Below are 18,688 nucleotides of genomic sequence, written 5' to 3' on the forward strand. Positions count from 1 at the left end.
GTCGCAGAAGCGCCCCCGGCGCAATTGCGCCATAATCGTTTACGCAACCGCGCCGTCCACGAGATCCGACGACTGCCGCTCGAACAGCCGGCGGTAGACGCCGTCCTGCCGCGCCAGGAGAGCCGCGTGGTCGCCCTGCTCCACCACTCGCCCACGCTCGAACACCAGGATGCGGTCCATGGCGCGGACCGTGGACAGGCGGTGCGCGACCACGATCGTGGTGCGGCCGATCATCAGCCGTTCGATCGCTTCCTGGATCGCAGCCTCCGACTCGGAGTCGAGGCTCGAGGTGGCCTCGTCGAGGATCAACACCGGCGCGTCCGCGAGGAAGGCGCGCGCGAGCGCGATGCGCTGGCGCTCGCCGCCGGAGAGCTTCACGCCGCGCTCGCCGACGAGAGTGGCGTAGCCCTTCGGCAGGCGGGCGATGAAGCCGTCGGCGTTGGCGAGCGCTGCGGCGCGCTCGATCTCGGCCAGACTCGCGCTTGGCCGGGCGTAGGCGATGTTTTCAGCAAGCGAGCGGTGGAACAGCACAGGCTCCTGGGGAACGATCGCAATCTGCGCGCGGAGCGAGGTCTGGGTGGCGTGCGTCACGTCCTGGCCGTCGATCGTCACCCGGCCGCCGGTCGCGTCGTAGAGGCGCTGCACCAACTTGACGAAGGTGGTCTTACCCGAACCCGAACGCCCCACGAGACCGACGCGCTCGCCGCCGCGGATCACCACCGAGAAGTCGCGGTAGAGCGGCGTGTCGTGGCCGGCGTAATGGAAGTCGACGTTCTCGAACGCGATGCGCCCTTCGCCGATGACGATCGGCCGGGCGTCCGGCAGGTCCTCGACGCCGATCGGGACGTCGTGCAGTTCGACGAGCTCCTGCAGGTCGTTGACCGACCGTTGAAGGTCGGCGACGTGCATGCCGACGTCCCGCAGATAGCCGTGGATGACCGCGAACATGGTGAGCACGAAGGCGGCGTCACCGGCGGTCGCCCGCCCGCTCCACCACAGCCACACCGCAACGCCGAGCGTGGCGGCGCGCAGGGCCATCAGGATGAGGTTCTGCAGCACGCCGTTCCAGGTGCCGCGCCGCCAGGTGCGGGTGGTGCGCCGGCTCCACTTCTCCATCACCTGGGCGAGCCGTCCCTCCTCCCGCGCCTCCGCGCCGAAGGCCTTGACGACGCCGTTGCAGGTGACGGCGTCAGCCAGCACGCCGCCGAGCCGGGTGTCCCAAGCGTTGGACAGGCGCGCGGCGGGCGCGACCCACAGCAGAGAGATCGCGACGGTCGTCGCCACATAGGCGACCGCGCCGATGAAGGTGACGAGGCCCATGAGCGGCCAGTGCGCGGCGAGGATCGCGGTCGCGCCCACCAGCACGAGCAGCGACGGCGTCAGGGCGATCAAGACGAGATCGTCGAACTGATCGACGGCCCAAATGCCGCGCGTGATCTTGCGCACGGTCGAGCCTGCGAAGCTGTTCGCGTGCCAGTCGGTCGACAGCCGCTGCACCCGCGCGAAGGCCTCGGCCGCGGCGTCCTTCATGATCATCTGGGTCATGGGGATCACGGTCATGAAGGCGACGCAGCGCGCGAGCGCGATCGCCCCCGACAGGCCGACGATAGCCGCGAAGGCCCACAGCGCGCCCGGCAGGGCGGCGTCACGATCCGCGGCTGCGAAGGCGTCCACCAGTTGGCCGGCGAACACTGGGATCGCGACGTCGGCGAGGGTCGCCGCCGCCATGGCGCCCGCGACCAGCCCGACCCGCGCGGGCTGACGCGCCCAATGGCTGAAGACGAAGCGGACGACCTTCGCGAAGGGCGCGTCGCGAAGCGAAGTGCGGGGATGAGACATGACGGCTTCCAGCCGCGCGCAGGCGACGGCCGGCTCCACATAGGCGACGCGAGGCGAGCCGCGGGGGTCGCAGGACGACCTCGCGAGCGCGCCGGCGCGCGGAACGAAGGATTAACGACGAGGGAGACTTGTCGGCGGACGCGGGCGGCGGACCGCGCGCGGGTCGGGCCTAGCGGCGGCGCGACCGGCCGGAGGACACGAATGCGATGATCTCTGTCATGCAGGCTCCTCCCGTCTGGCGGCCAAATTCAGAGCCTATCCGTGTACCCGCAGGCGATTCGCCCCGCAAGTGGGCCCGCCGCGACGCCCGCGCCTCTGTGGCCGGAATGCCTCACATATAAAAACGCCGCCGACCTTTTTTGATCGACGGCGCTTCAACGGAACTACAAAAGAGCTTCGACGGCCTCAGTGCAGCGTAAGCTGCGGACCAGTCAGCTTGATCATCTCGTCCTTAATCCGGAGTTTTTTGCGCTTCAGCGCGGAGACCTTGACCTCATCCATGTTCGGATGGGTCAGCTCGAGTTCGATTTCACGCTCGATAGCGCGATGCTTCTTCTCAAGCTGGACCAGATGCGACTCGATGGACATTAAGAACGTCTCCCTCGTCTGGTTTGACGTCATCAGCATGTCACGAGACTTTTCGTCTGTCGAACGGTCAGAAGGGCTGTCGGGCCATCACAGATGCGCGACCGGCTGCGCCTCCTGGTGGGCTCGCGCCCTTGCCGCCCGCAAGGGCCGCGGCGATACTCCGCCGCGCATGCGTGGCGTCGAGGCGGACAGGATGACATGGCGAGACGGGACGACGAGGAGCGGGCCGAGGAGCAGGCGGCCCGGGAGGAACTCGCCCGCCTCCGCGAAGAGCATCGCGACCTCGACTCCGCGATCGAGGCGCTGGAGCGCGTCGGGGCGGGCGATCGGCTGCAGATCCAGCGCCTGAAGAAGCGCAAGCTGGGCCTGAAGGACCGCATGTCCTTCCTGCACGATCAGTTGACCCCCGACATCATCGCCTGACGGCGCGCTTGCGCGCGTCACGGCCGGCGCCTATCGTCGCCGTTCCTCCCACTGTCCTGGAGCCTTTGAGATGGTCGCGGAACGCCGCGCCGAGCCCGCGCCTGTCGCGATCGTCATGGGCAGCCAGTCCGACTGGACGACGCTGGTCCATACCGCCAACACGTTGACCCAGCTCGGCGTCGCCCATGTCGCGCGGATCGTCTCGGCGCACCGCACGCCGGACCGGCTTGTCGCTTTCGCAAAGGCGGCGCGCGAGGATGGTTTCAAGGTGGTGATCGCAGGCGCCGGCGGCGCAGCCCACCTCCCCGGCATGGTGGCGTCCATGACGCCGCTGCCGGTGTTCGGCGTGCCGGTCCAATCGCACACCCTGTCCGGCCTCGACAGCCTTCTGTCGATCGTCCAGATGCCGGCCGGCATTCCCGTCGGCACGGTGGCGATCGGCCGCGCGGGCGCGATCAACGCGGCCCTGCTGGCCGTCTCCGTGCTCGCGCTGACCGATCCCGAACTGGCGCAGCGGCTGGACGCCTGGCGCGCCGCCCAGACGGACAACGTCGCAGAGATCCCCGTCGGAGACAGCTGACCATGACGAGCGCGCCCCTCAGCCCCGGCGGAACGATCGGCATCCTCGGCGGCGGCCAGCTCGGCCGCATGCTCGCGCTCGCCGCGGCCCCGCTCGGCCTCAAGGTCCACGTCTACGCGCCCGATCCGCAAAGCCCGGCGTTCGACGTCGCGGCCGAGCGCACGATCGCGGCCTATGACGACGAGACCGCGCTCGCGCTGTTCGCGGAGAGCGTCGACGTCGTCACCTACGAGTTCGAGAACGTGCCGGCCGAGACCGCGCGGCTCGTCTCCGCCCATCGCCCGCTGTTTCCCGACGCCCACGCGCTGGCGACCACCCAGGACCGGCTGAGCGAGAAGAGCTTCCTGCGTGACCTCGGCTTGCCGACGCCGGCCTTCGCGGCTGTCGACGACCGCGCGAGCCTCGCGGCGGCGGTCGGCGCGATCAGCCGCCCGGCGGTGCTGAAGACCCGCCGCTTCGGCTACGACGGCAAGGGCCAGGTGCTGGTGCGGGAGGGGCTCGGCCTCGACGCCGCGCTCGGCATGATGAACGGCCAGCCCGCCATCCTCGAGGCCTTCGTGCCGTTCCGCGCCGAGGTTTCCGTGGTCGCCGCCCGCGGGCGCGACGGCGCGTTCGCCGCCTACGACGTGGTCGAGAACCGGCACGAGAACCACATCCTGCGCACCTCGCACGTGCCGGCCGCGATCAAGCCGGAGACGGCCGCGGCGGCGGTCGCGATCGCCCGCAAGATCGCCGACGCCTTCGCCTATGTCGGCGTGTTCGCGGTTGAGATGTTCCTGGTCGACGGACCGACCGGCGAGAAGGTGGTCGTCAACGAGATCGCCCCGCGCGTGCACAACTCCGGCCACTGGACGATCGAGGGCGCCGAGACGAGCCAGTTCGAGCAGCACGTGCGCGCCATCGCGGGTTGGCCGCTGGGCTCGACCCGCACCCGCGGCGCGGTGGTCATGACGAACCTGCTCGGCGCGGAGGCGAACGGCTGGCGCGACCTGCTCGCCGAGCCAGGCGCCGCCGTGCACCTCTACGGCAAGGGCGAGCCCAAACCGGGCCGCAAGATGGGCCATGTCACCCGGGTCACCTGAGGCCGCCGAAACCCCGCGCGCGTAGGGACTTCGCCCGCATGGACAAGGGCCAAGCCCTCTGCTAAGCATCTTTCGGTGATGAGACGCGTGCGCTGAAGGCGTGCGACGTCTTTTTGTTTTTTAGTTCACGCTCTGTCGCTGGCAGGGCGATCCGCCCTGAGACAAACGCTACCCGAGGCACGACGTGCAGGTTCTCGTTCGCGACAACAATGTCGACCAGGCCCTCAAGGCCCTGAAGAAGAAGATGCAGCGCGAAGGCATCTTCCGTGAAATGAAGCTCCGCGGACATTATGAGAAGCCTTCCGAGAAGAAGGCGCGCGAAAAGGCCGAGGCGGTGCGCCGTGGTCGCAAGCTGGCTCGCAAGCGCGCTCAGCGCGAAGGCCTGCTGCCGATGAAGAAGAAGTGATTCGGTGATCCCGGGCGCCCGCTGAGGGCGCGCTGATCAACGAAACGAGCGTGAAACGCCCGCGGGATCCAAGACCGGCGGGCGTTTTTGCGCTTTGGCCGCAACACATCGGCGATAAGCGGCGGCACTGCGGCGTCGGATCCGCAATCTCGCCGCAATCCGCCTGTGATTGGCGAGCCTTGGGCGTCCAGCGGTAAGGTGGTGGGGACATGCGGCTTAGAGTCGACTCGAGCTTTCTTCTTCGCGCGGGGGCGGCGAGCCTGCTCGCTCTTTCGCTCGCCGCCTGCGACACGGTGGGCTCGGGCGCGTCGCTCGATCCGGACGCCTATGCGGCCCGCCAGTCCGACCTCGGCTCCCTCAGCCAGGTCGTTCAGCAGAACCCGAGCGACCCTGAAGCCTGGAACATGCGCGGCTCGGCCTACGCCCGGCTCGGCCAGTACGACAACGCCATCGCCGACTTCAGCCAGGCCGTCCGCATCAACGGCGGTTTCGCCAAGGCCTACGCCAACCGCGCGCTGGCCTACCGTTCGCTGAACAAGACCGGCGAGGCCTTGGCCGACTACGACCGCGCGATCCAGGCCGATCCGAGCTACAGCCCGGCCTATGTGGGCCGCGGCAATCTCTACCGCTCCTCCGGCCGCATGGAGCAGGCGCTCGGCGATTTTCAGCGCGCGATCGAGCTCGATCCGAACAACGCCCAAGCCTGGCACAACCGAGGCCTGATCCATCAGGCGCAGGGCAACCACGACGGCGCGATCGACGACTTCACCAAGGCGACGGCCATCGCGGTGACGGCGGCCGAGCCCTACGTCGGCCGCGGCATGAGCTATCTCGCGACCAACGACCCGGACGCGGGGCTCGACGATTTTGACACCGCCCGCACGCTGAACCCCAAGTACATCGACGCCTGGATCGGCCGCGCGCTGGCCTTCGAGCGCAAGAACGACCTGCCGCGCGCCCGCGCGTCGTTCGCTCAGGCGCTGCAGATCGACCGCAACGACAAGCGCGCCACCGAGGGCTTCCGCCGCGTCGGCGGCAAGGCCGGCGTAACCTACTCCGAAGGCTGAACGCGGCTCACTCCGCGGCGGCCGCGAGGCCGCCGCAGCGCTCCTTCCGTTCGAGCGCGGCTTCCGTCATCTCGATGTAACCGCGCGTCAGCGGAACCGCCTCCTGCCTGCGCGCGAGCTGCAGCTGGAACACCACCGCGCCTTGGTGGCGGAACGCCGCCTCGCAGGCCGCGAGATAGAATTCCCACATCCGGCAGAAGCGCTCGTCGTAGAGCCGCGCCGCCTCCTCGCGCCGGGCCAGGAACCGCGCGCGCCAGTCGCGCAGCGTGAAGGCGTAGTGCAGGCGCAGCACCTCGACGTCGGTGACCACCAGCCCGGCCTTTTCGATCAACGGCAGCATCTCCGACAGCGCCGGCAAGGCGCCGCCGGGGAAGATGTACTTGTCGATCCAGGGGTTGGTGAACCAGGGGCCGTCCGAGAGCCCGATGGTGTGAAGCAGCATCACGCCGTCAGGCGCGAGCAGGTCGCGCGCCTTCTCAAAGAAGGTCCGGTACTGCGTCACGCCGACATGCTCGAACATGCCGACCGAGACGATGCGGTCGAAGGCGCCTTCCAGGGTGCGGTAATCGCGCAGCTCGAAACGCACCCGGTCGGACAGCCCGCCCTCCTCCGCGCGCCGACGGGCGCCCGCGAGCTGCTCCTCCGACAGTGTGACGCCCAGCACCTCGCGGGCCCCGGCGACGCCGGCGAGATAGAGCCCGAGCCCGCCCCAGCCCGAGCCGATGTCCAGCACGCGCTCCCCGCCGCGGATCACGAGCTTCGCCGCGATGTGGCGGCGCTTGGCCGCCTGCGCCTCGTCCAGCGTCAGGCCGTCCCGGTCGTAGTAGGCGCAGGAGTACTGGCGGTCGTCGTCGAGGAAGAGGTCGTAGAGCCGACCGTCGAGGTCGTAGTGGTGCGCCACGTTCTGACGGGAGCGGGTCAGGCCGTTGCGTTGCGCGAAGCGCCGAAGCGCGAACCGCACCTTGTGCAACAGCCGTACCGGGAGCGGCTCGGGCTTGCCCTTGAGTTCGCCCAGCAGCAGATCCAGCGCCTGATAGATGTCGCCCTCTTCGACGAGCAGCCGGCCGTCCATGAACAGCTCGCCCACCTTCAGATGGGGGTCGAGCGCGAAGGCCCACTGCGCGCCGCGATCGGCGAAGCGGAGGGCGACCGGCGGCCCTGAGCCGTCGCCGAAGACGTGACGCGCGCCGGAGGCCATGACGACCGACAGTCGGCCGCGGCTCACGATGCGTCTCAAGATGCCTGCAAGCAACGACTCCATAAGCATGCTCCCGCACACGCAAGACGACGGCCTTCGGAGAGCAAACACCGGGCCAGACGTCCGGAAACGCTCGGGAAAACCATGGTCTCATCGTGCAGGACGGCGGCGTCCGCGCGCCAGAGGGCGAGCCCCTCGATGCGCGGGCGCCGGCTATGCGTCAGGCGAAAAGCTTTCCTGCCAAGAAACTCAAGGGATCGCGGGCGCGGCGACGTAAAGCGCGCCGCCTTGCGCCAGGAACTCCGCGGACTTCGCCTTCATCCCGGCCTCGGCGTCGAACGTCACGTTCTGGGCTCTCACCTCCGCGCGCAGGTCCTGCGTGATCTTCATCGAGCAGAACTTCGGCCCGCACATTGAGCAGAAGTGCGCCACCTTGTGCGCGTCCTTGGGCAAGGTCTCGTCGTGGAAGGCCCGCGCGGTGTCGGGGTCCAACGAGAGGTTGAACTGGTCCTCCCAGCGGAAGTCGAAGCGCGCCCGACTGACCGCGTCGTCCCGGATCTTGGCCGCGGGGTGGCCCTTGGCGAGGTCGGCCGCATGGGCCGCGATCCGGTAGGTGATGACGCCGGTCTTGACGTCGTCGCGGTTCGGCAGCCCCAGATGCTCCTTCGGGGTGACGTAGCAGAGCATCGCCGTGCCGAACCAGCCGATCATCGCGGCGCCGATTCCGGAGGTGATGTGGTCGTAGCCCGGCGCGATGTCGGTGGTGAGCGGCCCGAGCGTGTAGAACGGCGCCTCGCCGCAGACCTTGAGCTGCTTGTCCATGTTGGCCTTGATCTTGTGCATCGGCACATGGCCGGGGCCCTCGATCATGACCTGGCAGCCCTTGCCCCAGGCGACCTGCGTAAGTTCGCCGAGCGTCTCCAGCTCCGCGAACTGCGCGGCGTCGTTGGCGTCGGCGATCGAGCCTGGCCGCAGGCCGTCGCCGAGCGAGAACGACACGTCGTACTTCCGCATGATGTCGCAGATGTCGCCAAAGCGCTCGTAGAGGAAGCTCTCGCGGTGCCCGGCGAGGCACCAGCGCGCCATGATCGAGCCGCCGCGGGAGACGATGCCGGTGACGCGATCCGCCGTCAGCGGCACATGCGCCAGCCGCACGCCGGCGTGGATGGTGAAGTAGTCGACGCCCTGCTCGGCCTGCTCGATCAGCGTGTCCTTGAACACCTCCCAGTCGAGCTTCAGCGGATCGCCGTCGACCTTCTCGAGCGCCTGGTAGATCGGCACCGTGCCGATCGGCGCGGGCGCGTTGCGAAGGATCCAGGAGCGGATGTTGTGGATGTTGCGGCCGGTGGAGAGGTCCATCACCGTGTCCGCGCCCCAGCGGAGCGCCCAGACCAGCTTCTCGACCTCCTCCGCCGCGCCGGAGGTCACCGCCGAGTTGCCGATGTTGGCGTTGACCTTGACCAGGAAGTTCCGGCCGATCGCCATCGGCTCCAGCTCGACGTGGTTAATGTTCGCCGGGATGATCGCCCTCCCCCGCGCGACCTCGGACCGCACGAACTCGGGCGTCACGAAGGCGGGGATCTCCGCGCCGAAGTCCTCGCCATCGCCCCGCCGCAGGGCGGCGCCCTCCGGCGCCTGCTCGCGGGCGAGGTTCTCGCGGAAGGCGACGTAGACCATCTCCTCGGTGACGATGCCGGCCCTCGCGAACTCGTACTGGGTGACGAGCTGGCCGGCCGAGGCCTCCCGGATCGCGCGCGTCGCGGGACAGGGCGCCACCAGCCGATCGGCGGGGACGTGGCCGTTGTCTTCCGGCTTCACGGCGCGGCCGGGCACAACCGGATAGCCGCGGGCGGCGATCCAGCTCTCGCGCACCGGCGGCAGGCCGGCCGCGAGATCGACCGCGACGTCGTCCTCGGTGTAGGGGCCGGACGGATCGTAGACACGCACCGGCGGCTCGTTCGGATCGCTGAGCGCAATCTCGCGGAACGGGACCCTCAGTTGGGGGTGCGACTTCGGCGAGGCGTAGACCTTGCGCGAGCCGAAGATCGGCCCGGTGGTGACGCTGGTCGGCGCGGCTTTCGCGTCTTTCGGGGGGATGTGGACGTTCATTGGGGAATCTCCTCGAGCGTTTCTCGTTGGGAGATCCGGATTCTGACGATTGTCAGGGAGAGCCCGGGCGCGGCGGCCCTTAGGCTTATCGGTTCCCGTCCCTTCGCCGGCATGACCCGGATCAGGTTCAAAGGGATCGGCCTCTGGCCATCTCAGCCCCGCATCGCAGCGGGACGCCCCTCGGAATGGAGAGAGGTTAGAAGCGGCCGACGGGGATGTCGAGAGGTCGCCGTCGCTGCTAGCGTGACCGTGACGAGAGGCCGGCGATCGCGGGCCCCCAATCTGGCGTACCCGGAATGATCGAGCACCTTGTCGCCTTGGCGACCTTTCTCGGCCTCGTCCTCGCGTCGTTCGGCTGCCTGGCCTTCCATCCGCGCCTGCCTGAGCGCCACCGGAACGAGGAGACGCACAACGTGGTGCGGCTCACCGCGAACATCTTCGTGGTGATGACGTCGCTGGTGCTCGGCCTGCTCATCAACTCGTCGAAGACGGCGTTCGACGCCATCGACCACAACGTCCACTCGTTCGCGACCGAGCTGATCCTGCTCGACCGCACCTTGCGGGCCTACGGTCTGGCGTGGCTGACGCTGATCTTCGCAAGCTTCAGCTACCGCGCCCCGGCGAACGCCGTCGTGATCTCGGCGCTGATGGTTGGGGCGGCGCTGGTATCCAGCGCTTTGTTCCTCATCCTCGACATGGACTCCCCGTTCAGCGGCTCCATCCGCGTGTCGTCGAGCGCGATGGAGACGGCGCTCGCGCATATCCGCCGGTGAGGTCGACGAACGCGGTGAGACGCGCGACGTCGCTCGTCCCCCGAGGCGCTCAGCGGGCCCCGGAAAGCTCCGTCGCCTTCACCAGCCGCTCGCCGTCCTCGGCCAGCGTGTAGACGAGGATCTGCGCCGTCCCGATGTTCACGTCCTCGATCGCCTCCGGATCGATGCCGTCGAGCCGCATGAGCATCGAGCGCAGCGCGTTGCCGTGTCCCACCAGCAGCACGCAGCCTCCAGCGCGCACGGCCGGGGCGATGGCGCGCGCGTAGAATGGCCAGACGCGCGCGGCCGTCATGGCCAGGCTCTCCCCGCCTTGCGGAACCGCGTCGTAGGACTTGCGCCAGATCCTGACCCGCTCAGGCCCGAAACGCTCGCGCGCCTGCGTCTTGTTGAGGCCCGCGAGCGCTCCGTAGTCGCGCTCGTTGAGCGCGGAATTCCGAACCACCGGCAGGTCGGACTGGCCGAGCTCCGCCAGGATCAGCTCCATCGTCCGGCCGGCCCGCGTCAGCACGCTGGTGAAGGCGTGCGTGAAGCGGAACCCCAGCCGCGCGAGTTCGCGCCCTGCGGCCCGCGCCTCCTCCTCGCCGCGAACGGTAAGCGCGGGGTCGCGGAGACCCGAAAACAGGTCCTGTTCGTTGTCCTCGCTCTGTCCGTGCCGGATGAGGACGAGACTGCGGGAGAGGTCAGTGATCATCGGAAGCGTCATGCCGTTTCGGAGGTGTCGGCGCAGCATCGCACGAACGAAAAGGCCGGGCGCATGGCCCGGCCTTCACGCATGGTCGCATCGTCGTTGCGGCTCAAAGGCTCTTGACGATGCTCTCGGTCATCTTCTTCGCGTCGCCGAACAGCATCATGGTGTTGTCGCGGAAGAACAGCTCGTTCTCCACGCCGGCGTAGCCCGCCGCCATGCCGCGCTTGATGAAGAGCACGGTGCCGGCCTTTTCGACGTCGAGGATCGGCATGCCGTAGATCGCCGAGGTCTTGTCGGTCTTGGCCGCCGGATTGGTGACGTCGTTGGCGCCGATGACGAAGGCGACGTCCGCCCCCGAGAACTCCGAGTTGATCTCGTCGAGCTCGAACACCTCGTCGTAGGGCACCTGCGCTTCCGCGAGCAGCACGTTCATGTGGCCCGGCATGCGGCCCGCGACCGGATGGATGGCGTATTTGACCTCGACGCCCTCCTCCTTGAGCTTGTCGCACATCTCGCGCAGCGCGTGCTGGGCCTGCGCCACCGCCATGCCGTAGCCCGGCACGATGATGACCTTGGACGCGTTCTTCATGATGTAGGCCGCGTCCTCGGCAGCGCCCTGCTTCACCGGGCGCTGCTCAGCCGCGCCCGCCGCTCCGCCGGCCGCCGCGGCGTCGCCGCCGAAGCCGCCGAGGATGACGGAGATAAAGCTCCGGTTCATGCCCTTGCACATGATGTAGGACAGGATCGCGCCCGACGAGCCGACCAGCGCGCCGGTGATGATCAGCGCGAGGTTGCCGAGCGTGAAGCCGATGCCGGCCGCGGCCCAGCCAGAGTAGCTGTTGAGCATCGAGACGACGACCGGCATGTCCGCGCCGCCGATCGGGATGATGATCAGGAAGCCGAAGGCGAGCGAGGCCAGCACGATGAGCCAGAACACGAAATGGCTCTCGGTCAGGACGAAGATGATCGCCAACACGATGATCAGGGCCGCGAGGCCGGCGTTGATCAGGTGCCGCATGGGCAGCATGATCGGCGCGCCGGACATGCGTCCGTCGAGCTTGGCGAAGGCGATCAGCGAGCCGGTGAAGGTGATCGCGCCGATCGCCACGCCAAGCGCCATCTCCACGAGCGACTGGCCGTGGATCGCGCCCGGGATCCCGATGCCGAAGGCGTCGGGCGCATAGAGCGCCGCGGCGGCCACCAGAACGGCGGCGAGGCCGACGAGCGAGTGGAACGCGGCGACGAGCTGCGGCATCGCGGTCATGGCGATGCGCTTCGCGGTCACCGCGCCGACCGCGCCGCCGACGCCGAGGCCGGCGATCACGAGGACCCAGCCGCCGACGCCGTGAGGCGGAGAGACGAACAGGGTGGTCAGGATCGCGAGCGTCATGCCCGCGATGCCCATGGCGTTGCCGCGGCGCGAGGTCGCCGGGCTCGAAAGCCCCTGCAGCGACAGGATGAAGAGGACGCCGGCGATGAGGTAGAGGATCTGGACGAGGTCGGTCATCGGTCCCGTCAGCCCTTCTTCTTGTACATGCCGAGCATGCGCTGGGTGACGAGGAACCCGCCGAAGATGTTGATCGAGGCGAGCACGAGGGCGACGAAGCCGAAGCCGCGAGCCCACCACGGGCCGGAGCCGCCGGCGAGATCGACGCCGACCGCGAGCAGCGCGCCGACGACGATCACGGACGAAATGGCGTTGGTGACCGCCATCAGCGGCGTGTGCAGCGCGGGCGTCACGCTCCACACCACGTAGTAGCCGACGAACACCGCGAGCACGAAGATCGCGAGCCGGAAGACGAAGGGGTCGATCACCCCGCCGGAGGCGCCGTGGAGCGCCGCGCCGGCGGCGTCGGCGATCTGGTCGGCGTAGCCCTGGGCGGCGGCCGCCGCGTCACGGGCGGCGTCGGCCGCGGCCTGCGCGCGGTCCGCGGCCTCTTCAGGAGACAGGACGGCCATCAGTTCGCCTCCGCCGGTTTTGCAATCGGATGGATGACGGCGCCGTCGCGGGTCAGAGCGGTCGCCTTGACGAGTTCGTCGTCCCAGTTGACGGCGAGCTCCTTGGTCTCCTTGGAGATCAGGGTCTCCAGGAAGGACGACAGGTTCTTGGCGTAGAGCGCCGAGGACGAGGCGGCGAGACGGCCGGGAACGTTGAGATGCCCGACGATCTTGACGCCGTCGATCTCGACGACCTGCCCGGGGACCGCGCCTTCGACGTTGCCGCCGCGCTCGACCGCGAGGTCCACGATCACCGAGCCGGGCTTCATCGACTTGACCATCGCCGCCGTCACCAGCCGCGGGGCCGAACGACCCGGGATGAGCGCGGTGGTGATGACGATGTCCTGCTTGGCGATGTGCGCGGCCACGAGCTCGGCCTGCTTGGCCTGGTACTCGGCCGACATCGGCTTGGCGTAGCCGGCCGCGGTCTCGGCCTGCTTGAACTCGTCGTCCTCGACCGCGATGAACTTGGCGCCGAGCGAGGCGACCTGCTCCTTGGCCGCCGGACGGACGTCGGTCGCCGAGACCACGGCGCCGAGGCGGCGGGCGGTGGCGATGGCCTGCAGGCCCGCGACGCCCGCGCCCATGACGAAGGCCCGGGCCGGCGGAACCGTGCCGGCGGCGGTCATCATCTGCGGCATGGCGCGGCCGAACTCCGCCGCGGCGTCGATCACCGCGCGGTAGCCCGCGAGGTTCGCCTGGCTGGACAGCACGTCCATCACCTGCGCGCGGGTGATGCGGGGCATCAGCTCCATGGCGAAGGCGGAGACGTTGGCGGTGGCGAGCGCCGCGATGGCGTCGGCCTGGCCGTAGGGGTCCATCGTGCCGATGACGAGCGCGCCGGGCTTCAGCCCCGCGAGACTCTCAGGGGACGGCCGGCGGACGGTGAGCAACACGTCGGCGCCGCTCAGGGCGTCGGCGCGCGAGGCGGCGATCTGCGCGCCCGCCTCTTCATAGGCGGCGTCGGTGACGCCGGACGCCACGCCCGCGCCCGTCTCGATGCTGATGTCGGCCCCGAGGCCCTTCAGCTTCTTGACGACGTCAGGCGTCAGCGCGACCCGCGGCTCCGCCGCGTCGGTTTCTTTCGCGACTGCGATTTTCATGGGGTCAGACGACGTACCAGAGCGCCACGACCACAAGCGCCGCGACGGCGATCGGGATGATGGTGCCCTTCTGGGACACGGCGCCGATCACGCCGCCGACGATCGAGAGCACGATGCCGAGGCCGCACAGCCACCACGGGCCGGTGACGCCGCCGATCGCCAGCGAGATCACGACCAGCACGACCATCGCCGTGCCGACCTTGGACATCTTCATGACCGCGGCGTAGGTCCGCTCGTGCTCCGCGTAGTCGTTGCCTGTCGCGGTCGCGTATTCCGTGGTTCCGGCCATGATAAAGTCCCTTTGTGCGTTCTAATCGGCGCTTGAAGCTTCGGCTTAGCGGAAACGCGGGGGGGAGGCAATTCCCTTTCAGCGCCTGGCATGCCAAATACCAACAGCTTTTAGCCCTGCTGAACCCTTGATAACCCAGGCGGTCTAGCGCGCGCCCGCCTCCCGGCTCGGCTCGCGTGAGCCGAAACGCAGGCCTCGCGCGGCGGCTGCGTCCGAGCGGCGAAAGTAAGGCTGTCGGAGCTCTGGGTCGTCGCCGCGTCAGCGCCCTGCGGCGGCGGGCTGGACGAGGCGGACGATTTCGGCGGTGAGCCCCGCGCGCCGTGCGACATACGGCGCCGAGGTCGCCTTCGACTCCAGAAACACGGCCGCCCAGGCGCGCACCTCGTCGAGCGACCGGCCGGTCTCCGCGCAATAGGCCGCCATGTACTCGGTCGCGAGCAGCCGGCGGTAGGCGCGCCCCAGCGGCGCCGGCGCCGGCGTGCCGATCCGCCGCGACGAGAAGATGATCGCGGCGGTGCGGCCGGCGTCCGCGGTCAGGGCCCCGAAGCCGGACCGGGCCCAGTCGAGCACGAGCAGCCGCTGGCCGTCCCACAGCACGTTCGAGGGCGAAAGATCGCCGTGGCAGAAACCGCGCTCGGACGCCCCGATCAGCTGCGGCACGCGGTCGAAGTCGGCCTCCGGCGCGAGCCGGCGCAGCCTCCTCAGGGCCCCCTCGGCCGACACGCTCTTCTTGTCGAACCTGGCGTCCGGTGGCGTGGCATGGATCTGCGCGTGCAGACGCGCCATGCGGCGGATGAGCGGCAAGGCGCGGTGGGGCCGCCACCGCAGGGTGCTGGAAAGCGGCCGCCCAGCTTCGAACGACCCGACAACCGAGCGCCCGGCTGACGGGCCGGCCGGCTCGTCGACGCGCCAGGTCGGGACGCCTGCCTCATACGCCAGCCGCGCGTTGCGGCGCTCGCGCTCGATCAGGTCGTCGGGCACGTCGTCGTGAAACGCCTTCTCGATCCGCCCGTCCGGCAGCCGATAAATGACGGCCTGGGTGCCGCGCCCGATCTCCAGACGGGTCTGGCCTCCGCGCCGCCCGAACCACTCAGACAGATCCAAATCTCCCGGTTGTCGCCGAGCCTCCCGCCGGCGCGCCTCCTGAGACGCGCCGGGGCCGTGTGGCAGAGGCGCGGACGATAGCCTCTCGGGCCGAAGCGCGACAGCGCGGAGTAGAGACCCCTCAGCCCAAAAGGCCAGCGGCCGCTTTGGCTTCGGCCTGCCGGGCCTCGACCCGCTCGACCGTGAAGTCCGCGATCGTCTCCTCGAACAGGCGGCGGAAGTTGAGTTCGGCCTGGAGGTGCAGGAACACGCCGCCGAGCCCGATTGCCGCACGATCCATGAAGACGAACTCGCGCGGGATGCGGATCGGGCCCTTGCGCTTCAGCTCCTGGTGCACGCGGGAGGCTTCGGCGCGGCCATAGGCGCCAGGCGACACGCCGTCGGCGATGGTCCGCACGCGGTCGTCGAGCAGGGGGCCGTAGATGAAGCGCGCCCAGATGTTGAGAACCTCGATCAGCTCCTGCTTCAGGCCGCGGAACCCCCAGGTCTCGTAGGCGTGAACCACCCGCGCGTCGTCGCCGTCGCGCAGGCCCTCGTAAAGGTCCACGACGCCGCCGACGAAGGCGGGCGGGAAGATGCGGATGCAGCCATAGTCCAGCAGGTTCACGCCCTGCGGCTCGCCACCCTCGTCGAAGGCCGCGTAATTGCCGAGGTGCGGGTCGCCGTGGATCACGCCATAGCGCGAGAACGGACGCCACCACGCCCTGAACATGGCGACGGCGAGCCGGTTGCGGATCTCGAGCGGGGCCTCCTTGTGGACCAGCAGGCGCCGTCCCTCCAGCCAGTCGAGCGTCAGGAGACGGCCGGTCGAGAGCTCGTTCCAGACGCCCGGCACGCGCACCTCCGGCGTGTCCTGCAGCATGACGCCGTAGAGCGCGGCGTGCTTGGCCTCGCGGCGGTAGTCCAGCTCCTCGCGAATCCGGGCGCCGATCTCCTCGACGATCTCGGAGGTGTCGATCGCGCTGTCGAAGCGCCGGCGCAGGTCGAACAGCAGCGACAGCTGACCGAGGTCCGCCTCGACCGCCGACGCCATGTCCGGGTACTGCAGCTTCACCGCCAGCCGTTCTCCGCCCTGAGAGGTCGCGCGGTGAACCTGCCCGAGCGACGCCGCAGCCGCGGGCTCCTTCTCGAACGATCCGAACTTCGCCTGCCAGTCCGGCCCGAGCTCCGCCGCCATCCGGCGCTTCACGAAGGCGTAGCCCATCGGCGGGGCGTCGGACTGGAGCTGCGACAGCTCCTCGGCGTACTCCGGCGGGAGGGCGTCGGGAATGGTGGCGAGCAGCTGCGCCACCTTCATGATCGGCCCCTTCAGGCCGCCGAGCGCCGCGCGCAGGTCCGCCGCCCGGTCGGCCCGCCCCGTCGCGCGGCCGAGAAGCTGCGAGCCCGCGATCCGCGCCGCCACCCCGCCGACGTTGACGCCGACCCGCGCATAGCGCGAGGCGCGGGCGGCGAAGCGGTTGCGTTCGAGATCGCGATCGGATGGCGGCATAAGGGGACTTTCGGTTCGGCGGGGTGTCGAAGCTTACGTGGGCCCGCCACCCGGGGTTCCCAAGCCGAACGACGAAAATGCCGCGCGGCTTTCGCGCTCTTCCGCCGAAATTACCCCGCCCGCTTGATCCGGATCATCTTGAAGAACGGCGCGGGGAAGATCGACGTCACCTCGACGACGCTCATGTCGGGCGTGGTCGCGGCCCAAGCGTCGAGGCGCGAGACCTTGAAGTCGGTGGACCAGCCGACCGTCTTGACAATCGGGGCGAGCGCCGCCTCGATCTTCATGAGCGGGCCGTCCTCGGCGCCCATCTTGGAGGCGACGATGATCTCGCCTCCGGGCTTCAGCACGCGCCGCATCTCCGAGAGCGCGGCCTCGGGGTTCGGCACCAGCGTGATGACGAAAGGCACGGTGACGGCGTCGAAGACGGCGTCGGGCAGGCCGAGGTTGCAGGCGTCCATGACGGAGAGCCCGCGGACCTGGGTGAGGCCCTGCGCCACGACCTTCTCGCGCGCCTTGGCGAGCATGTGCTCGGAGAGGTCCACGCCGACCACGCGCGAGCTCGCGGGGTAATAGCGCAGCACGAGGCCGGTGCCGACGCCGACCTCGAGGATGTCGGGACCGCAGGCCGCGGCGGCGGCGGCGGCCTTCTTCTGGCCGTCGGCCAGAAACCGCACATAAACCTTGTCGTAGAACTTGGCCCAGATCTCGTAGGCCTTCTTCTGTCCTTCCAGATCGTACTGGACGCTCACCGCATCGCCTCGCTCGCCGCTTCGTTCGGCGCGGGAACGCGCGGCTGGGGCCGAACGATCCCGCCGCCGAGCACCCGCTCGCCGGTCGCCTCGTCGTAGAACACGCAGGCCTGCCCCGGCGCGACGCCGCTCTCGCCGTCGAGCAGCTCCACCTCGGCCTCGCCCGGCCCAAGCGCCGTGAGCCGCGCGGGGACCGCGGGCCGCGTCGAGCGCACGCGGGCGCGGACGGCAAGGCCCGCGACGTCCTCGAAGGCGCCGTCGCCGAGCCAGTTCAGGCTGCGCAGGCGGATCGTCCGCGTCTCCAGCGCCTCGCGCGGGCCGACGACCAAGGTCTTCGCCGCGGCGTCGATGCGCACCACGTAGAGCGGCTCGCCGACCGAAAGATTCAGGCCGCGCCGCTGGCCGACCGTGTAGCGGAGCACGCCCTCGTGGGTCCCCAGCCGGCGGCCGTCGATGTGCACCACCGGACCGGGCTCGGCGGCGCCGGGCTTCAGCTTCTCGATCATGTCGGCATAGCGGCCGCTCGGCACGAAGCAGATGTCCTGGCTGTCGGGCTTGTCGGCCACGATCAGCCCGAGTTCACGCGCGACCTCGCGCACCGCGGGCTTTGGCAGGCCGCCGAGCGGGAAGCGCAGCAGCGACAGCTGTTCCGGCGTCGTGCCGTAAAGGAAGTAGGTCTGGTCGCGGTCGGCGTCGGCGGGGCGATAGAGCCCGCGGCCGCCGCCCGGCAGAGCGCGCGAGGCGACGTAGTGTCCGGTGGCGAGGGCTGCGGCGCCGAGATCCTTCGCGGTCTGCAGCAGGTCGACGAACTTGACGGTCTGGTTGCAGGCGACGCAGGGGATAGGCGTCTCGCCGGCAAGGTAGCTCGCGGCGAAGGGGTCGATCACCGCCTCGCGAAACCGCTGCTCGTAGTCGAGCACGTAATGGGGGATGCCGAGCGTCTCCGCGACGCGGCGAGCGTCGTGGATGTCCTGGCCCGCGCAGCAGGCGCCCTTGCGGGCGGTCGCGGCGCCGTGGTCGTAGAGCTGCAGCGTGACGCCTACGACGTCGTAGCCGCTGCGCGCCAGCAGCCCCGCCACGACGGAGGAGTCGACGCCGCCGGACATGGCGACCACGACGCGCGTGTCGGCGGGCGCGCCGGGCAGATCGAGATCGATGGTCGGGGTCAAGGCGTGTCCAGCCATGATGCGTTGCGGCAGG

The 18,688-nt window shown here is 69.5% G+C and carries 18 protein-coding genes, 1 pseudogene and 1 riboswitch; of the genes and pseudogenes, 6 read left to right on the top strand and 13 right to left on the bottom strand.

The features are described 5' to 3' along the window. Positions 1–39: 39 nt before the first annotated feature. Both METY_RS07260 and METY_RS07265 read right to left on the bottom strand, forming a co-directional pair. Positions 40–1,839 (bottom strand): ABC transporter ATP-binding protein, encoded by a 1,800-nt coding sequence (locus tag METY_RS07260; protein ID WP_103120910.1) that lies wholly within the window; start codon positions 1,837–1,839, stop codon positions 40–42. A gap of 405 nt (positions 1,840–2,244) precedes the next feature. Continuing rightward, on the bottom strand, positions 2,245–2,427 hold the full coding sequence (locus METY_RS07265; protein WP_024816232.1) for a YdcH family protein: 183 nt from the start codon (positions 2,425–2,427) through the stop codon (positions 2,245–2,247). Between the two features lie 198 nt (positions 2,428–2,625). Here METY_RS07265 and METY_RS07270 point away from each other — a divergent pair, with 198 nt between their 5' ends. The 5 genes and pseudogenes from METY_RS07270 to METY_RS07290 all read left to right on the top strand — a co-directional run bounded on the left by METY_RS07270 (position 2,626) and on the right by METY_RS07290 (position 5,985). Then, complete coding sequence (locus tag METY_RS07270; RefSeq protein ID WP_103120727.1) at positions 2,626–2,850, top strand: YdcH family protein; 225 nt, start codon at positions 2,626–2,628, stop codon at positions 2,848–2,850. 70 nt (positions 2,851–2,920) lie between these two features. Beyond that, positions 2,921–3,430, top strand: coding sequence for a 5-(carboxyamino)imidazole ribonucleotide mutase (purE, locus tag METY_RS07275; protein ID WP_103120728.1), 510 nt, complete (start codon positions 2,921–2,923; stop codon positions 3,428–3,430). A gap of 2 nt (positions 3,431–3,432) precedes the next feature. Further along, on the top strand, positions 3,433–4,512 hold the full coding sequence (locus METY_RS07280; protein WP_103120729.1) for a 5-(carboxyamino)imidazole ribonucleotide synthase: 1,080 nt from the start codon (positions 3,433–3,435) through the stop codon (positions 4,510–4,512). Between the two features lie 184 nt (positions 4,513–4,696). Then, positions 4,697–4,915: pseudogene (rpsU, locus tag METY_RS07285) on the top strand (30S ribosomal protein S21); the annotation flags it as partial. 212 nt (positions 4,916–5,127) lie between these two features. After that, positions 5,128–5,985 carry a tetratricopeptide repeat protein gene (locus tag METY_RS07290; protein ID WP_103120730.1) on the top strand — a complete coding sequence of 286 codons (858 nt, stop codon included), beginning with the start codon at positions 5,128–5,130 and terminating at the stop codon, positions 5,983–5,985. 7 nt (positions 5,986–5,992) lie between these two features. Here METY_RS07290 and METY_RS07295 read toward each other — a convergent pair whose 3' ends face one another. Next, a complete protein-coding gene (locus METY_RS07295) occupies positions 5,993–7,210 on the bottom strand; it encodes a class I SAM-dependent methyltransferase (protein ID WP_444849073.1) in 1,218 nt (405 codons plus the stop codon). A gap of 222 nt (positions 7,211–7,432) precedes the next feature. Further along, on the bottom strand, positions 7,433–9,292 hold the full coding sequence (gene thiC, locus METY_RS07300; RefSeq protein ID WP_103120732.1) for a phosphomethylpyrimidine synthase ThiC: 1,860 nt from the start codon (positions 9,290–9,292) through the stop codon (positions 7,433–7,435). An 81-nt stretch (positions 9,293–9,373) separates the two neighbouring features. After that, a riboswitch (TPP riboswitch) is annotated at positions 9,374–9,483 on the bottom strand. Between the two features lie 105 nt (positions 9,484–9,588). Here thiC and METY_RS07305 point away from each other — a divergent pair. After that, positions 9,589–10,065, top strand: a complete 477-nt coding sequence (locus METY_RS07305) for a bestrophin-like domain (RefSeq protein WP_103120733.1) — start codon at positions 9,589–9,591, stop codon at positions 10,063–10,065. A 49-nt stretch (positions 10,066–10,114) separates the two neighbouring features. Here METY_RS07305 and METY_RS07310 read toward each other — a convergent pair whose 3' ends face one another. The 9 genes from METY_RS07310 to mnmA all read right to left on the bottom strand — a co-directional run bounded on the left by METY_RS07310 (position 10,115) and on the right by mnmA (position 18,672). After that, a complete protein-coding gene (locus METY_RS07310; RefSeq protein WP_444849074.1) occupies positions 10,115–10,756 on the bottom strand; it encodes a 2,3-bisphosphoglycerate-dependent phosphoglycerate mutase in 642 nt (213 codons plus the stop codon). A gap of 103 nt (positions 10,757–10,859) precedes the next feature. Beyond that, positions 10,860–12,260, bottom strand: coding sequence for an NAD(P)(+) transhydrogenase (Re/Si-specific) subunit beta (locus METY_RS07315; protein ID WP_103120734.1), 1,401 nt, complete (start codon positions 12,258–12,260; stop codon positions 10,860–10,862). A gap of 8 nt (positions 12,261–12,268) precedes the next feature. Beyond that, complete coding sequence (locus METY_RS07320) at positions 12,269–12,712, bottom strand: proton-translocating transhydrogenase family protein (RefSeq protein WP_020184318.1); 444 nt, start codon at positions 12,710–12,712, stop codon at positions 12,269–12,271. Next, positions 12,712–13,854 (bottom strand): Re/Si-specific NAD(P)(+) transhydrogenase subunit alpha, encoded by a 1,143-nt coding sequence (locus METY_RS07325; RefSeq protein ID WP_103120735.1) that lies wholly within the window; start codon positions 13,852–13,854, stop codon positions 12,712–12,714. The genes METY_RS07320 and METY_RS07325 overlap by 1 nt, the downstream gene beginning before the upstream one ends. Positions 13,855–13,858: 4 nt before the next feature. Then, entirely contained in the window at positions 13,859–14,143 is a 285-nt protein-coding gene (locus METY_RS07330) for an aa3-type cytochrome c oxidase subunit IV (protein ID WP_103120736.1), read from the bottom strand. A 258-nt stretch (positions 14,144–14,401) separates the two neighbouring features. Then, positions 14,402–15,247, bottom strand: a complete 846-nt coding sequence (locus METY_RS07335; RefSeq protein ID WP_160147324.1) for a phosphotransferase family protein — start codon at positions 15,245–15,247, stop codon at positions 14,402–14,404. Between the two features lie 121 nt (positions 15,248–15,368). Next, complete coding sequence (locus tag METY_RS07340) at positions 15,369–16,736, bottom strand: ABC1 kinase family protein (RefSeq protein WP_103120738.1); 1,368 nt, start codon at positions 16,734–16,736, stop codon at positions 15,369–15,371. A gap of 110 nt (positions 16,737–16,846) precedes the next feature. Beyond that, positions 16,847–17,488 carry a class I SAM-dependent methyltransferase gene (locus METY_RS07345; protein ID WP_103120739.1) on the bottom strand — a complete coding sequence of 214 codons (642 nt, stop codon included), beginning with the start codon at positions 17,486–17,488 and terminating at the stop codon, positions 16,847–16,849. Continuing rightward, entirely contained in the window at positions 17,485–18,672 is a 1,188-nt protein-coding gene (gene mnmA / locus METY_RS07350) for a tRNA 2-thiouridine(34) synthase MnmA (RefSeq protein ID WP_103120740.1), read from the bottom strand. The genes METY_RS07345 and mnmA overlap by 4 nt, the downstream gene beginning before the upstream one ends. Positions 18,673–18,688 lie beyond the last annotated feature (16 nt).

This window comes from Methylopila sp. Yamaguchi (genome assembly GCF_002897035.1).
In the GTDB taxonomy this organism is placed as follows: domain Bacteria; phylum Pseudomonadota; class Alphaproteobacteria; order Rhizobiales; family Methylopilaceae; genus Methylopila.

Bases quoted from the DNA above. Each gene is read 5' to 3' on its own strand.
- METY_RS07260 (WP_103120910.1), bottom strand. From the start codon at position 1,839: ATGTCTCATCCCCGCACTTCGCTTCGCGACGCGCCCTTCGCGAAGGTC.
- METY_RS07265 (WP_024816232.1), bottom strand. From the start codon at position 2,427: ATGTCCATCGAGTCGCATCTGGTCCAGCTTGAGAAGAAGCATCGCGCT.
- METY_RS07270 (WP_103120727.1), top strand. From the start codon at position 2,626: ATGGCGAGACGGGACGACGAGGAGCGGGCCGAGGAGCAGGCGGCCCGG.
- purE (WP_103120728.1), top strand. From the start codon at position 2,921: ATGGTCGCGGAACGCCGCGCCGAGCCCGCGCCTGTCGCGATCGTCATG.
- METY_RS07280 (WP_103120729.1), top strand. From the start codon at position 3,433: ATGACGAGCGCGCCCCTCAGCCCCGGCGGAACGATCGGCATCCTCGGC.
- METY_RS07290 (WP_103120730.1), top strand. From the start codon at position 5,128: ATGCGGCTTAGAGTCGACTCGAGCTTTCTTCTTCGCGCGGGGGCGGCG.
- thiC (WP_103120732.1), bottom strand. From the start codon at position 9,292: ATGAACGTCCACATCCCCCCGAAAGACGCGAAAGCCGCGCCGACCAGC.
- METY_RS07305 (WP_103120733.1), top strand. From the start codon at position 9,589: ATGATCGAGCACCTTGTCGCCTTGGCGACCTTTCTCGGCCTCGTCCTC.
- METY_RS07310 (WP_444849074.1), bottom strand. From the start codon at position 10,756: ATGATCACTGACCTCTCCCGCAGTCTCGTCCTCATCCGGCACGGACAG.
- METY_RS07315 (WP_103120734.1), bottom strand. From the start codon at position 12,260: ATGACCGACCTCGTCCAGATCCTCTACCTCATCGCCGGCGTCCTCTTC.
- METY_RS07320 (WP_020184318.1), bottom strand. From the start codon at position 12,712: ATGGCCGTCCTGTCTCCTGAAGAGGCCGCGGACCGCGCGCAGGCCGCG.
- METY_RS07325 (WP_103120735.1), bottom strand. From the start codon at position 13,854: ATGAAAATCGCAGTCGCGAAAGAAACCGACGCGGCGGAGCCGCGGGTC.
- METY_RS07330 (WP_103120736.1), bottom strand. From the start codon at position 14,143: ATGGCCGGAACCACGGAATACGCGACCGCGACAGGCAACGACTACGCG.
- METY_RS07340 (WP_103120738.1), bottom strand. From the start codon at position 16,736: ATGCCGCCATCCGATCGCGATCTCGAACGCAACCGCTTCGCCGCCCGC.
- mnmA (WP_103120740.1), bottom strand. From the start codon at position 18,672: ATGGCTGGACACGCCTTGACCCCGACCATCGATCTCGATCTGCCCGGC.